This window comes from Pseudomonas spelaei, assembly GCF_009724245.1.
GTDB lineage: Bacteria > Pseudomonadota > Gammaproteobacteria > Pseudomonadales > Pseudomonadaceae > Aquipseudomonas > Aquipseudomonas spelaei.
The window spans coordinates 77,699-90,386 of sequence record NZ_WNNK01000016.1 but is presented as its reverse complement, the minus strand read 5'-3'; the positions used below and the strand labels follow the sequence as shown (position 1 = coordinate 90,386).

General features: G+C 60.4%; 13 protein-coding genes and 1 pseudogene. 8 read left to right on the top strand and 6 right to left on the bottom strand.

Annotated features, from left to right (window positions below):
* Positions 1–4 precede the first annotated feature (4 nt).
* Genes GNF76_RS18880 through GNF76_RS18865 form a run of 4 tightly spaced genes read left to right on the top strand, consistent with a single transcriptional unit; the run spans position 5 to position 2,620 of the window.
* A complete protein-coding gene (locus tag GNF76_RS18880; RefSeq protein WP_155584641.1) occupies positions 5–313 on the top strand; it encodes a PepSY domain-containing protein in 309 nt (102 codons plus the stop codon).
* Positions 313–636, top strand: a complete 324-nt coding sequence (locus tag GNF76_RS18875; RefSeq protein WP_155584640.1) for a PepSY domain-containing protein — start codon at positions 313–315, stop codon at positions 634–636. Before GNF76_RS18880 ends, GNF76_RS18875 begins: the two co-directional genes overlap by 1 nt.
* The gene (locus GNF76_RS18870) at positions 636–1,304 is read left to right on the top strand and encodes a response regulator transcription factor (protein ID WP_155584639.1); all 669 of its coding nucleotides are present in this window, start codon (positions 636–638) and stop codon (positions 1,302–1,304) included. The genes GNF76_RS18875 and GNF76_RS18870 overlap by 1 nt, the downstream gene beginning before the upstream one ends.
* Positions 1,301–2,620 carry an ATP-binding protein gene (locus tag GNF76_RS18865; protein ID WP_178123403.1) on the top strand — a complete coding sequence of 440 codons (1,320 nt, stop codon included), beginning with the start codon at positions 1,301–1,303 and terminating at the stop codon, positions 2,618–2,620. Before GNF76_RS18870 ends, GNF76_RS18865 begins: the two co-directional genes overlap by 4 nt.
* A 132-nt stretch (positions 2,621–2,752) precedes the next feature.
* Here GNF76_RS18865 and GNF76_RS18860 read toward each other — a convergent pair whose 3' ends face one another.
* Positions 2,753–4,900 carry a methyl-accepting chemotaxis protein gene (locus GNF76_RS18860; RefSeq protein WP_155584638.1) on the bottom strand — a complete coding sequence of 716 codons (2,148 nt, stop codon included), beginning with the start codon at positions 4,898–4,900 and terminating at the stop codon, positions 2,753–2,755.
* Positions 4,901–5,159: 259 nt separating this feature from the next.
* Between GNF76_RS18860 and GNF76_RS18855 the strand changes: the two genes are divergently transcribed.
* The 3 genes and pseudogenes from GNF76_RS18855 (at position 5,160) to GNF76_RS29965 (ending at position 8,276) form a co-directional block, all read left to right on the top strand.
* Positions 5,160–6,482: a Na+/H+ antiporter family protein gene (locus GNF76_RS18855; protein ID WP_155584637.1), complete on the top strand. Its 1,323-nt coding sequence runs from the start codon at positions 5,160–5,162 to the stop codon at positions 6,480–6,482.
* Between the two features lie 111 nt (positions 6,483–6,593).
* A pseudogene (locus GNF76_RS29970) lies at positions 6,594–7,418 on the top strand (cache domain-containing protein); the annotation flags it as partial.
* Positions 7,419–7,454: 36 nt separating this feature from the next.
* Complete coding sequence (locus GNF76_RS29965) at positions 7,455–8,276, top strand: methyl-accepting chemotaxis protein (protein WP_379652602.1); 822 nt, start codon at positions 7,455–7,457, stop codon at positions 8,274–8,276.
* A 76-nt stretch (positions 8,277–8,352) separates the two neighbouring features.
* Here GNF76_RS29965 and trhP read toward each other — a convergent pair whose 3' ends face one another.
* The 5 genes from trhP to GNF76_RS18825 form a co-directional block, all read right to left on the bottom strand.
* On the bottom strand, positions 8,353–9,672 hold the full coding sequence (gene trhP, locus GNF76_RS18845) for a prephenate-dependent tRNA uridine(34) hydroxylase TrhP (RefSeq protein ID WP_155584635.1): 1,320 nt from the start codon (positions 9,670–9,672) through the stop codon (positions 8,353–8,355).
* 80 nt (positions 9,673–9,752) lie between these two features.
* On the bottom strand, positions 9,753–9,932 hold the full coding sequence (locus GNF76_RS18840) for a hypothetical protein (RefSeq protein WP_155584634.1): 180 nt from the start codon (positions 9,930–9,932) through the stop codon (positions 9,753–9,755).
* A 113-nt stretch (positions 9,933–10,045) separates the two neighbouring features.
* A complete protein-coding gene (locus GNF76_RS18835) occupies positions 10,046–10,240 on the bottom strand; it encodes a hypothetical protein (protein WP_155584633.1) in 195 nt (64 codons plus the stop codon).
* A 194-nt stretch (positions 10,241–10,434) separates the two neighbouring features.
* On the bottom strand, positions 10,435–11,022 hold the full coding sequence (locus tag GNF76_RS18830; RefSeq protein ID WP_155584632.1) for an SH3 domain-containing protein: 588 nt from the start codon (positions 11,020–11,022) through the stop codon (positions 10,435–10,437).
* Between the two features lie 125 nt (positions 11,023–11,147).
* Positions 11,148–11,501, bottom strand: coding sequence for a hypothetical protein (locus GNF76_RS18825; RefSeq protein ID WP_155584631.1), 354 nt, complete (start codon positions 11,499–11,501; stop codon positions 11,148–11,150).
* A gap of 241 nt (positions 11,502–11,742) precedes the next feature.
* Here GNF76_RS18825 and GNF76_RS18820 point away from each other — a divergent pair, with 241 nt between their 5' ends.
* Positions 11,743–12,561, top strand: coding sequence for a shikimate 5-dehydrogenase (locus GNF76_RS18820; protein WP_155584630.1), 819 nt, complete (start codon positions 11,743–11,745; stop codon positions 12,559–12,561).
* The last annotated feature ends 127 nt before the right edge of the window (positions 12,562–12,688 follow it).

Sequence of the window (12,688 nt, the reverse complement as noted above, 5' to 3'; positions counted from 1 at the left end):
CACCATGAAAACCCTCACAGCTTTGGCCTCCATCAGTATCATCGCCCTGACCGCCGGCCTGGCCCAGGCCCGAGACCTTGGGCCGGATGAAGCGCTGAGACTGCGTGACGCTGGTACCATTGTGTCTTTCGAGAAGCTCAACGCCACGGCACTGGCCAGCCACCCCGGTGCCACGGTGCATGACACCGAGCTTGAAGAGGAATACGGCAAGTACCTTTATCAAGTGGAGCTGCGCGATGCCCAGGGTGTCGAGTGGGACCTGGAATTGGACGCTGTGACCGGGGCCATCCTCAAGAATCATCAGGATACGTAATGAAGGTAAATCTACGCACCAGCAGCCGAGTGGCGCTGGTGCTCCTGGCATTTTGCTCAAGTCTGGCCGCACGGGACCTGGGCCAGGACGAGGCGTTGCGCCTGAGCCAGAAAGGTTACATCAAGCCCCTGGAGCAGTTGCTGGGGCAGGCCTTCGAGCGCTATCCCGGTAGCCGTTTACTGGATGCTGAGCTTGAGGAACATAAGGACCGGCCCGTGCGGTATAGCTATGAAATCGAATTGCTGACGGTCGAAGGGGTGGTTCGAGAGATCGAGCTCGACGCCAACACCGGCGAGCTGCTCAAAGACAAGGAAGATGACTGATGCGCCTGCTTCTGGTGGAAGACCACGTACCGCTGGCCGATGAGTTGATGGCCGGCCTCAATCGCCAGGGGTATGCCGTCGACTGGCTGGCGGACGGACGCGACGCGGTGTATCAGGGACGCAGCGAGCCTTACGACCTGATCGTTCTCGACCTTGGTCTGCCCGGTCTACCGGGGCTGGAAGTATTGTCTCAATGGCGCGCCGCCGGGTTGGCCGTGCCGGTCCTGATCCTCACCGCCCGCGACTCCTGGGCCGAGCGCATCGAAGGCCTCAAGGCGGGTGCCGACGATTACCTGAGTAAACCCTTTCATCCCGAAGAGTTGCACCTGCGCATCCAGGCTTTGTTGCGCCGCTCACACGGTCGGGCCAACCAGCCGACCCTGCAGGCTGCCGGTTTGCATCTGGACGAGGGACGCCAGTGCGTCATTCGTGAGGGCGATGAGGTTCAACTGACCGCCGCCGAGTTTCGGTTGCTGCGTTACTTCATGCTGCATCCCGAGCAGATTCTGTCGAAAAGCCACTTGGCCGAACATCTGTACGACGGTGAAACCGAGCGCGATTCCAATGTGCTGGAAGTCCACGTCAACCACCTGCGCCGCAAGCTGGGCCGCAGTGTGATCGAGACCCGCCGTGGCCAGGGGTATCTGTTTGGCGCCAGTAAAACGTGAAGTCCATTCAGCGGCGGTTGAGCCTGGGGCTGATCAGCGTCATGGTGATTGTTGGGCTGGTGTTGGCGCAAACCAGCCTGTGGCTGTTTGAAATGGGCTTGCAACGCTACCTTGAATCCGGGTTGCGCAACGACAGCGAAAACCTGTTGGTGGCACTGGTGCGTGGACCCAATGGCGTGCAACTGGATGAACAGCGCCTGTCACCGGCCTATCAGCGTCCGTTTTCCGGGCACTATTTTCGTATCGATTTTTCCGACACTCACTGGCGTTCCCGTTCCCTGTGGGATCAGGAGTTGCCACAACTGCCCCACGTGGGCCTGAAGGGCAATCTGCAGTTGGGGCCGGAAGGCCAGCAACTGTTGGTGTTGCGTTCGGACTACAAGCGCTTCGGCCAATCGATTTCCATCAGCGTGGCCCAGGACTACACGCCGGTCAGGGAAAGCTTTCGCCTGATGCGTCAGGTTGGTCTGGTCCTCGGGGTTGCAGCGTTGCTGATGATCCTGGTCCTGCAACGAGTCACCGTGCGCCGTGCGTTGCGCCCCCTGGAAACCGCCCGCGAACAGATCGCCCAACTGCAACAGGGTCAGCGCTCGCAACTGGACACCCTGGTGCCGGTGGAGCTGGAACCACTGGTGGCGCAAATCAACCATTTGTTGGCTCACACTGAAGACAGCCTCAAGCGCTCGCGTAATGCCTTGGGCAACCTCGGCCATGCCTTGAAAACCCCGCTGGCAGTGTTGTTGAGCGCAGCGTCCAGCGAGCAGCTCAAGGACCATCCGCAGCTCGCCAAACTGCTTCGTGAGCAACTGGAGCAGGTACAGCAACGGCTCAACCGAGAGCTTAATCGCGCGCGGCTGGCCGGCGAAACCTTGCCCGGTGCCTTGTTTGACTGCGATGGAGAGTTGCCGGGGTTGCTGGCCACCTTGAACATGATCCACGGCGAGCATCTGGCGTTGAGCTGCCACGTACGGCCCGGTTTACAGTTGCCGTGGGACCGTGAGGACCTGCTGGAGCTACTGGGCAACCTGCTCGATAACGCCTGCAAATGGGCGGATGCCGAGGTGGTGCTTCGCATCGATGAAGTGGCGGATGGCTTTCGCCTGAGCGTGGAGGACGATGGCCCGGGGATTCCCGAGAACCAGCGCGACCAGGTCTTTAGCCGTGGTACACGCTTGGATGAACAAACCCAGGGCCATGGCCTTGGGCTGGGGATCGTGCGGGATATCGTCGAGGTGTGGGGCGGGGTGTTGCAGTTGCAGGAGAGTGAGTTGGGCGGGTTGAAGGTGGTGATTGAGCTGCCCCGTCGCCAGGGCTGAGGGCCTGGCTGTAGCCGCTGTCGAGGCACGAGGCTGCGATGGGCTGCGCAGCGGCCCCCGAGGGTGGTCCTGCGGACACACATCGCAGCCTCGTGCCTCGGCAGCGGCTACAGGAAGGGCTGTGTTATCCCCTCAAACCCTGAACTGATCCATCAAACTCTGCTGCTGGTTGGCCAGGCTGTTCAACGCCTGGCTGACCCGCGCCGATTCATTGGCCTGGCCCGACAGCGATTCCGTCACGTCACGAATACTCGCTACGTTATGGTTGATCTCCTCGGCCACCGCGCTTTGCTCTTCGGCGGCGCTGGCGATTTGCAGGTTCATGTCGCTGATCACCGTCACCGCATCGCCAATCTGGCGCAGTGCCGTCACGGCATGTCCCACTTGCTCGACACTGCCCTGGGCCTGGCGGTGGCTGTTGCTCATGGAGCCCACCACGTCTTGGGTGCCACTTTGCAGTTGCTCGATGACCGCGCGGGTTTCTTCCACCGATTCCTGGGTGCGACGTGCCAGGTTGCGTACTTCATCGGCGACCACCGCAAAACCACGCCCGGCCTCGCCGGCGCGGGCCGCTTCGATGGCGGCGTTGAGGGCCAGCAGGTTGGTCTGCTCGGCGATGGCGCGAATCACTTCCAGCACTGAACCAATCTTTTCGCTGTTGGCCGCCAGGCCTTCGACCTGGGTCATGGCCGTGCTCATGTCGGCGGCCAGGTGGCCGATGCTGGTGGTGGTGCGATCGATCACGGTCAGGCCTTCGCGGGTGGCTTGATCCGCATCGCGGGCGGCCTGGGCGGCTTGAGCGGCGCTGCGGGCGACGTCCTGGGCGGTGGCGCTCATCTCGTGGGAAGCGGTAGCCACCTGGTCGACCTGGCGATACTGCTGCTCCATGCCGGCGCTGGTCTGGGTGGCGATGGCGGCGGACTGGTCGGCGGTGCCACGGGCGTCCTGTACCGAACGTTTGACCTGGGCAATGATCGGTTGCAGCTTGTCGAGGAAGCGGTTGAACCAGCCGGCCAACTCACCGAGTTCATCGTGCTTGTCATAGGCCAGGCGCCGAGTGAGGTCGCCTTCGCCGCTGGCAATATCTTCCAGCATGCGTGCGACGCCGAGGATCGGCCGGGTCACGCTGCGGGCCATCAGCCACACCAGCAACAGCCCGACGATCGCCGCTAACAAGCCCAGGCTCAGTTCCAGCAAGGTGCCTTTGGCGTTGTCGGCATCCAGTTCAGCCTTGAGGGCTTCGGCGGGGGCGACCAGGACTTTTTCCGGCACATCCAGCAACACCCCCCACGACTTGCCGCCGGGAATCGGCTGGAACGGCGCCAACACTTTGAGTTGATGATCGCTGCGCAGACTGCGGGTCTCGGTACTGTCGGTCAGGGCCTTGATCAGTTGCGCACCGCTGGTGGCGTCGACCTTGTCCAGACGCTGGCTGAGTTGGCTGGCATCCGGGCTGTAACCGGCCAGCAGGCCCACCGGGCTGATGATGCTGACGTTGGTCTGGCCGTCGTAGAGCTTCTGGCTGGCCTGCTGGCTGATGGCTTGCAGGCTATTGAGGTTGATGTCCACCGACAGCGAGGCAATGACTTTACCGTCCACCATCAGCGGGAAGACAATGCTGGTCATCAGCACGTTCTGCCCGTCGATCACATAGAAGTAGGGTTCAATCACACACGGCTTGAGGGTGGTGCGCGGGCAGGTGAACCACGCGTTGGCCTTCTCACCGCTGGGGCCGATACTGGTGTCGGACATGTCGCTTTCCGGCAGCGGCATTGAGGTCAGCTTGCCGGGCGTCGGTTGCGACCAGTACAGGGCAAAGCGGCCTTTTTCATTGCTGCCCAGCTCTTTCTGACCGTTGAACAGCTCGTCCTTGCCGTCCAGTGCATTGGCTTCGAACACCAGAGACAGGCCCAGCAAGTCCGGGTTGGCTTGCAGCGCCGCCTTGACTTGGCGGGTCAGGTCTTCCCGCAGGTCGAAGGCATCCAGGAAGCGCTTCTCGGCTTGTTCGCGCAAAAACAGCACTTGTCGGGAAAAACCGTGGCCGTATTGGTAGGCGTCCATGAACTGCTGGCGAATGCCCAGCGCCTGGACTTCGCCTTGGGCTTCGATGCGCGACTGGGCCGCCTCATCGAGCATCTCCATGCTGGACGCCTTGACCCGCTGGGTACTCTGCTCCATGCGATACAACGAAAGCCCCACCAGCAAGGTCACGATTCCCGCCAGGCAAAGGCCCGCCAGGAGGGTAATTTTCCATTGTATGGACAGCTGTCTGAGCGACATGGAGATATCCTTAACCTTGCGAGACGACAGAGACGATCTGCCTGTATCGGCGGGCCAGGTTTTTTCTTTATTCAGACACTCAATTTAAAGTTTCCCTGCGGTCCTTCGTCTTTGACATGACGTCCCACCTGCTGCAAAGTGCGCGCCCTCTAATAAAACTCTCTTTAAGCCTGCATTCCGGCAGTCGTTCTCGACGCGTGCCTGGGCGCCGGTATGCCCGTGTTTTGCTGTTTTTTCAGTTTTCTGTCTTGAGGTAACCATGGTTAATGCAGTAATCGCCGCGGTCGGTACCATGCTGGTGCTCAGCCTGTCTCGCGTGCATGTGGTCATCGCGATCATTGTCGGCGCCCTCGTGGGTGGCCTGACCGGTGGATTGGGCATCGATGCCACGCTGAAGGCGTTCAACAGCGGCCTGGGAGGCGGCGCTACGGTGGCGTTGTCCTACGCGTTGCTCGGCGCTTTCGCGGTGGCGATTGCCAAGTCCGGCCTGGCCCACGCCTTGGCGGACAAGGCCTTGCTGTTAGTGGACCGCCAGGAGGCCAGCGGCGGCAGTCATGTCAAATGGCTGTTGATCGGTTTGCTCTGGGTGGTGGCCATCGCGTCGCAGAACATCCTGCCGATCCATATTGCCTTTATCCCGCTGCTGGTGCCGCCACTGTTATATGTGCTGACCAAGCTGCAACTGGACCGCCGGCTGATCGCCTGTGTCATGACCTTCGGCCTGATCACGCCCTACATGTTTCTGCCGGTAGGCTTTGGCAATATCTTCCTTAACCAGATCCTGCTAGCCAACGTCGCCAAGAGCGGGGTGGACATCAGTCACGTCAACGTCACCCACGCCATGGGCCTCCCGGCGCTGGGCATGGTGGTCGGCCTGCTGGTGGCGGTGTTTATCAGCTACCGCAAGAAACGTGTGTACGACCTGGAGAAAATCGAGCGGGTCGAGCAAGTCGCCGTGCAATACAACCCGTTGACCCTGCTGGTGGCCGGCGTGGCGATTGCCTCGGCGTTCATTATTCAGTTGTGGCTGGATTCGATGATTATTGGTGCCCTGGCCGGGTTCCTAATCTTCTCGGTGTCGGGCATCGTGCGTTGGCGTGAAACCGATGATCTGTTCACCGAAGGCATGAAGATGATGGCGATGATCGGGTTCATCATGATCGCCTCCTCAGGCTTTGCCGAAGTACTCAAGGCCACCGGCGAAGTCAATACACTGGTGCAAGCGTCCGCAGCCTTCATCGGCCATAGTCGTGGGGTGGGTGCGTTGCTGATGTTGCTGGTGGGGTTATTGGTGACCATGGGCATCGGCTCGTCGTTCTCCACCGTGCCGATTTTGGCGGCGATCTTCGTGCCGCTGTGTGTGCAACTGGGGTTCAGTCCGCTGGCCATTGTGTGCATCGTCGGTACTGCCGGTGCCTTGGGTGATGCCGGTTCGCCTGCCTCGGATTCCACGCTGGGCCCAACCTCAGGCTTGAACATCGACGGTCAGCATCACCATATCTGGGACACCGTGGTACCGACGTTCCTGCACTACAACCTGCCGTTGCTGGCCTTCGGCTGGTTTGCCGCGATGACGCTGTAGGTTGTTCGTGCAGGGGCTCTCGAGTGAAACGAGGCTGCGATAGCGGCCTACAGTTTTCTCCCGCCAAGCCGTTAACCCCATAAACCACCCCCTGATCGAGAGAGAAAAACCATGCGCCTTAGCCTGAAGGCCAAAGTATTGTCCCTCGCAGTACTGCCTGTTTTGCTGTTTGCCGTGGTCATCAGTGTGACCACCGTGTGGATCCTCAAGGATCAGGCCCGCAACGAGGTCGAAGAAACCCGTCAGCGCCTGCTCGACGATGCCAAGGCTACCTTGCAGAGCTACGTGGCGGTGGCGATGACCACCATCAAGCCGCTGTACGACGCCGCAGCCCCCGGCGACGAAGCCGCGCGGGCCCAAGTGGTCAAGTTGTTGTCCAGCATCACCTACGGCAAGGACGGTTACTTCTTCGGCTACGACTCCGAGACAGTTCGGCTGTTCAAGGGCAACAGCCCGGAAGGCGTCGGCAAGAGCTTCAAGGACAACCGCGACCCGAATGGCGTGTACGTCAACCGCGACCTGGTGAAGGTCGGCAAGGACGGCACTCACTACCTGCAATACAGCTCGTCGCTGCCGGGTAACGAGAAGGTACTGGTGCCCAAACTGGGTTACACCGAGTACCTGCCGAAGTGGGACATGGTGATCGGTACGGCGGTCAATCTGGATGGCATCGAAACCCAGGTCAGCGAAGTCGAAGTCAAGGTGCATCAGCGCATGGAAGGCGTGCTGCTGAGCATTATCGGCATCGCGGTGATCGTGCTGCTGGTGATTGCTGCGGTGGGTATGCTGGTGGCCAACACCATTCTGCGGCCACTGCACCTGATGAAGATCAACCTCGACGACATCGCCGCCGGCGAGGGCGACTTGACCCGCCGCCTGGCGATCACCAGCCAGGATGAGCTGGGCGAGTTGGCCGGTTCGTTCAACCGCTTCGTCGACAAGATCCATGGCCTGGTGCGCCAGATCACCGAGATGACCTCGCAGCTCACCGGGCTGGTCAGCCAGGTTTCCGAGCAAGCCCAGCGCTCGGAGCAGGCCATGGAGCGCCAGCGCCACGAGACCGATCAGGTGGCCACTGCGATCAACGAAATGTCCTCGGCTGCCCATGAAGTGGCCCGCAGTGCCCAAGGTGCTGCCGTGGCCGCACAGCAGACCGACGCCGAAGGCCAGGCCGCCAAGCGCGTGGTCGACGGCAGCATTGCGCAGATTCATGCGTTGGTCAGCGATATCCGTAGCAGCGGTGTGTCATTGGACAGTTTGCAGAAGGATGTTTCGTCGATTGTCAGCGTGCTGGGTGTGATCCGCTCGATTGCTGAACAGACTAACCTGCTGGCCCTCAACGCAGCGATTGAAGCGGCGCGGGCAGGCGAGGCCGGGCGTGGTTTTGCGGTGGTAGCCGATGAAGTGCGGGCGTTGGCCAGTCGTACCCAACAAAGCACCCAGGAAATCCAGGGCATGATCGACCGCCTGCAAAAGGGCACCGAGGCCGCTGTGGAGTCTATGCGTCGTTCCAGCGATGCTGGCGACGGTACGTCGGCTCAGGCCAACGAAGCCGGGGCGTCACTGGACACCATGGCCCAGTTGATCGGCACCATCAACTCGATGAACGCGCAGATTGCCAGCGCCGCCGAAGAACAGACCGCCGTGGCCGAAGAGATCAATCGCAGCGTGCATCAGATTGCCGTGGCGGTGGACAGTGTGGCTGATGAGACTCAACTGGGTGCGCAGACGTCGCGTAGCCTGGCTGATCTGGGTCAGCGGTTGGGTAAGTTGGTGGGGCAGTTCAGGATCTGATCCAAGAGTTGAGGTGCCTGTAAGGGCCTCTTCGACTTGCCCGCGATGAGGCCAGAACAATCAGCCTCAATTTCCCTTATAGATCCCGCATCAACAGCCCAAACCGCAGTTCCATCTCCAGTGGCACCGGCACATACACCGTATGCCCATCCCCCGGCGCCACTTCAATCCCCTGGCCATTGCCGTTCTGCATCATCCCCAAATCAAAATGAAAATTCCCCGCCGGTGTCATCAACTCCAGATGATCGCCTACGGCAAAACGGTTCTTCACCTTGACCTCGGCCAACTCGCCACGCCGCTCACCGGTCAACTCCCCGACAAACTGCTGGCGCTGCGACACTGAGCTGCCGTTCTGGTAGTTCTGGTACTCGTCATGCACGTGCCTGCGCAGAAAACCCTCGGTGTAGCCACGTTGCGCCAGTGACTCCAGGTTGGTCATCAAGCCTCGATCAAATGTTCGCCCAGCCACGGCATCATCAATGGCCTGACGATAAACCTGAGTGGTCCGCGCACAGTAAAAATGCGACTTGGTGCGGCCTTCGATCTTCAGTGAATGCACGCCCATGTGGGCCATGCGCTCAACATGCTGCACCGCCCGCAGGTCCTTGGCGTTCATGATGTAGGTACCGTGTTCGTCTTCGAAAGCGGGCATCTGTTCTTCGGGGCGGTTGGCTTCCTGCAGCAGGAACACTTGGTCGGTGGGGGCGCCCAGGCCAAGAGTGGGTTCCGGCTGATATTGCTGGACGATATCGCCGACGGTATTTTCCACCGCCTGGGTCGCCTGGTACTTCCAGCGGCAGGCATTGGTGCAGGTCCCCTGGTTGGCGTCGCGCTTGTTCATGTAGCCCGACAACAGGCAGCGCCCGGAATAGGCCATGCACAGCGCACCATGGACGAAGACTTCCAGCTCCATGGCCGGGACTTGCTGGCGGATTTCGGCGATTTCCTCCAGGGACAGCTCTCGTGACAGGATGATCCGACAGATTCCCTGCTGTTGCCAGAACTCGGCACTGGCCCAATTTACGGTGTTGGCCTGTACCGAGAGGTGGATCGGCATATGCGGGAAGTGCCGGCGTACCAGCATGATCAGACCCGGGTCGGACATGATCAGTGCGTCCGGACCCATGGCGATGATGGGTTCCAGGTCCTTGAGGAAAGTCTTCAGCTTGGCGTTGTGGGGCGCAATGTTGACGACCACGTAGAAGCGCTTGCCCTGTGCATGGGCTTCCTGGATGCCGAGCGCCAGGTTAGTAGGGTCGAACTCGTTGTTGCGCACCCGCAGGCTGTAGCGCGGTTGCCCGGCGTACACCGCATCGGCACCGTAGGCAAAGGCGTAGCGCATGTTCTTCAGGGTGCCGGCGGGCGCCAGTAGTTCGGGGGCAAGGACAGGGTGCATGGAGGCTTCGATCGCAAAAGGGCGACAGGGTAGTCGACGTGCCGCCAGGCGTTATTGATCTGGGTCTATGCAACTCTGCCTTAGGCGTGGAAGCGGTGGGCCATCTTGCGCGACAGTGCCTGGGCATCGGGCAGTGAAGTCAGTGGGCCGCTGACAGGCTCGCCGTCCCGGACCAGGTACCAGCAGGCGAGCAAACCCAGTTCCCTGAGAGGGGCGGGAACCGCACTGCCGATGACGGACATGATTTGGATAGTAGGCATATCGACCTCCATTGCTCTATGGGGGTCACCTTACGGTTCATCAGCCTTCAGGAAAAATCACCCTGCTCGATAGTCGACATCACTGGCATCGAGGCATGAGGGGCATGTTGCGATCAGTCGACCACCTGATCGAGCATGTTCACCACTTCATGTTCGTTAAGCAGCCCCTTGTGCACCAGGTTTTCCGCCAGCAGGGACAGGAACTTGGCGCAGCGGTGGCCTTCCAGGTGCTTGAGTTCGGTCAAGGCACTGTAGACCTTGCTGGACGTACAGAGTCCGGCGGTGCGGTGCGGGTTTTGTGTGGGCATGGGCGGTCGTCCTTGTTGTTATCGCGCGCTTGGATGGACAGTTTCGATAGTGAGAGCCTGTCATGACACAAACATGACAGCGCCTGACGGTGTCGGGCAAGTGGATATTGAGGTCCATGGTGCCGGATTGAGCCACAGTCATTGTCCTCACAACGACCTTGGCAAGATTTATTCAGACCTGGCGCCCCAAAAAATCATTCCATGTTTTCCAGTGGGTCGAGGGCTTGTCGGGCTTCGGGATTGTCCTTGTACCGCTCACGCAAGTCGCTGAGCTGGCGATCGTGGCCGGTACAGGCTTGATTCATGGCCTTCTCCAGGAAGGCCCGGCGCTCGGCGTCGTAGGGCTCTTCGCCGGCAAAATGCACGCATTCTTCGTGGCGTTTGACGAAGGTGCTGACGTCGGCGGGAAGCTCCTTGGCGCCATCGCCATAGTGACCCAGGAGCTTCAGGCGTTTTTCCTCGACCCAGCCGGTAAAGTCCTGACCGTCTTTGGCGATGTACATGACTTGGGCCCAGCCACTGTCGCTGGACGCGTATACCGTCAGGCTGTCGTTGGGAATCACGTAGACTTTTTTGTTCATGCAAACCGCATTCGGGCCGCTGTGGAAGTGCAGGCGGCCTTCGCCGATCACCTTGGCCTCCATTGGCGGACGGTACTCGGCCGCTTCCAGGGAGACGTTGTCGCTCAGGGCTTCGCAATCCACAGGCGCTTCGGCGTGGGCCAGCAGTGGTAGCAGGGACAGCAATCCATACAGAGACAAGAGGCGCAGAGGTCGGTCCATCGCAGGGGATCATCCATGAGGGAGATGGCACTATGGTAATGAGAAAGACTCGGCCCGGTCATCCGTGAAGCACAAAAAAAGCCCCGCATGTTCTGCGAGGCCTGTTCAGGTGTTTCAGTTCAAGGTTACCAGCCGCGACCGTAGTAGCCGTGTGGAGGACCATAGTAGCCGCGTGGTGGGCCGTAATAGACCGGTGCCGGGCGGTAATAAACCTGTTGCTGCACATACACCGGCGGTGGCGGTGCGTAGTACACCGGCTGCGGCTGCACATACACCGGTTGTGGTTGGACATAGACCGGTTGTTGCACATAGACCGGCCGGGACTGGCTGGCAATCACTGAACCCACTACAGCAGCACCGACGACAGCACCAAAGACGGCCGGGCCACCCCAACCACCACCGTGGGCGGAGGCCTGACCTGCTACAGCGAGTGCACCGATAAGCAAGGCGATTTTGGGGATTTTACGAATCATGGTCATTCCTCGGTTAGCCCCTGCGCTTGTGGTCTGCAATCAATAGACTCAAGGATTGTCGCGGGGATACTTTTAAGACAGCGTATTTCTGGAAAACAGCACGGCTGTTAGGTAAATGTTGTGTAAGGTCTGTACCGATTGGCTTACAAAGCCTGTGCAGTGCTGCGTTAATGATCCGTGACAAACCGCCCGCACGGGTATCCCCGTCTATCCGAAACGTTCTGAGAATGGCTTCAAGGAGTTACACATGCTGATGAACCCCAACAAGGACACCCAACTGTGCATGTCACTGTCGGGGCGCCCCGGGAATTTTGGCCTGCGCTTTCACAACCACCTTTATGAACAATTGGGCCTGAACTTCTATTACAAGGCGTTCAGCAGCCAGGACCTGCCCGGTGCCGTGGGCGGCATTCGTGCCCTGGGTATTCGCGGTTGTGGCGTTTCCATGCCGTTCAAGGAAGCCTGTATCGCCCTGGTGGACGAGCTGGATGATTCTGCTCGGGCCATCGCCTCGATCAACACCATCGTCAACACCGCCGGGCACCTCAAGGCCTACAACACTGACTACATCGCGATCGAGCAACTGCTGAAAAAGCACGCAGTGCCGAAGTCCTCGACGTTTGCCCTGCGGGGCAGCGGCGGGATGGCCAAGGCGGTGGCCAGCGCCTTGCGCGATGGTGGGTACGCCAAGGGCGTGATCGTCGCGCGCAATGAAGCCGCGGGCAAGGCGCTGGCACAAAGCCTGGGCTACGAGTGGCAGGCGGAACTGGGCGACTTGCGCCCGCAGATGTTGATCAACGTGACGCCCATCGGCATGACTGGTGGCCCGGAAGCCGATCATCTGGCCTTTGATGCCGAGGCGGTTGACTCTGCGGAGACTGTGTTCGATGTGGTGGCGATTCCCGCCGAAACACCATTGATCGTGCGTGGCCGAGCTAAGGGCAAGCGGGTGATTACGGGTCTGGAAGTGATCGCGATCCAGGCGTTGGAGCAGTTTGTGTTGTACACCGGTGTCAGGCCGACGGATGAGCAATTTCAGGCGGCCGTGGCGTTTGCGCGGGCATAGCTAATCCTGTAGCCGCTGCCGAGGGACGAGGCTGCGATGGGCTTGGTGCGGCATTCCGACGTAGCGGTCCCCGAAGGCGGTCCTGCGGACACGCATCGCAGCCTCGTTCCTCGGCAGCGGCTACAGC

Bases quoted from the DNA above. Each gene is read 5' to 3' on its own strand.
- GNF76_RS18825 (WP_155584631.1), bottom strand. From the start codon at position 11,501: ATGACCATGATTCGTAAAATCCCCAAAATCGCCTTGCTTATCGGTGCA.
- GNF76_RS18870 (WP_155584639.1), top strand. From the start codon at position 636: ATGCGCCTGCTTCTGGTGGAAGACCACGTACCGCTGGCCGATGAGTTG.
- GNF76_RS18875 (WP_155584640.1), top strand. From the start codon at position 313: ATGAAGGTAAATCTACGCACCAGCAGCCGAGTGGCGCTGGTGCTCCTG.
- trhP (WP_155584635.1), bottom strand. From the start codon at position 9,672: ATGCACCCTGTCCTTGCCCCCGAACTACTGGCGCCCGCCGGCACCCTG.
- GNF76_RS18835 (WP_155584633.1), bottom strand. From the start codon at position 10,240: ATGCCCACACAAAACCCGCACCGCACCGCCGGACTCTGTACGTCCAGC.
- GNF76_RS18820 (WP_155584630.1), top strand. From the start codon at position 11,743: ATGCTGATGAACCCCAACAAGGACACCCAACTGTGCATGTCACTGTCG.
- GNF76_RS29965 (WP_379652602.1), top strand. From the start codon at position 7,455: ATGACCTCGCAGCTCACCGGGCTGGTCAGCCAGGTTTCCGAGCAAGCC.
- GNF76_RS18860 (WP_155584638.1), bottom strand. From the start codon at position 4,900: ATGTCGCTCAGACAGCTGTCCATACAATGGAAAATTACCCTCCTGGCG.
- GNF76_RS18830 (WP_155584632.1), bottom strand. From the start codon at position 11,022: ATGGACCGACCTCTGCGCCTCTTGTCTCTGTATGGATTGCTGTCCCTG.
- GNF76_RS18880 (WP_155584641.1), top strand. From the start codon at position 5: ATGAAAACCCTCACAGCTTTGGCCTCCATCAGTATCATCGCCCTGACC.
- GNF76_RS18840 (WP_155584634.1), bottom strand. From the start codon at position 9,932: ATGCCTACTATCCAAATCATGTCCGTCATCGGCAGTGCGGTTCCCGCC.
- GNF76_RS18855 (WP_155584637.1), top strand. From the start codon at position 5,160: ATGGTTAATGCAGTAATCGCCGCGGTCGGTACCATGCTGGTGCTCAGC.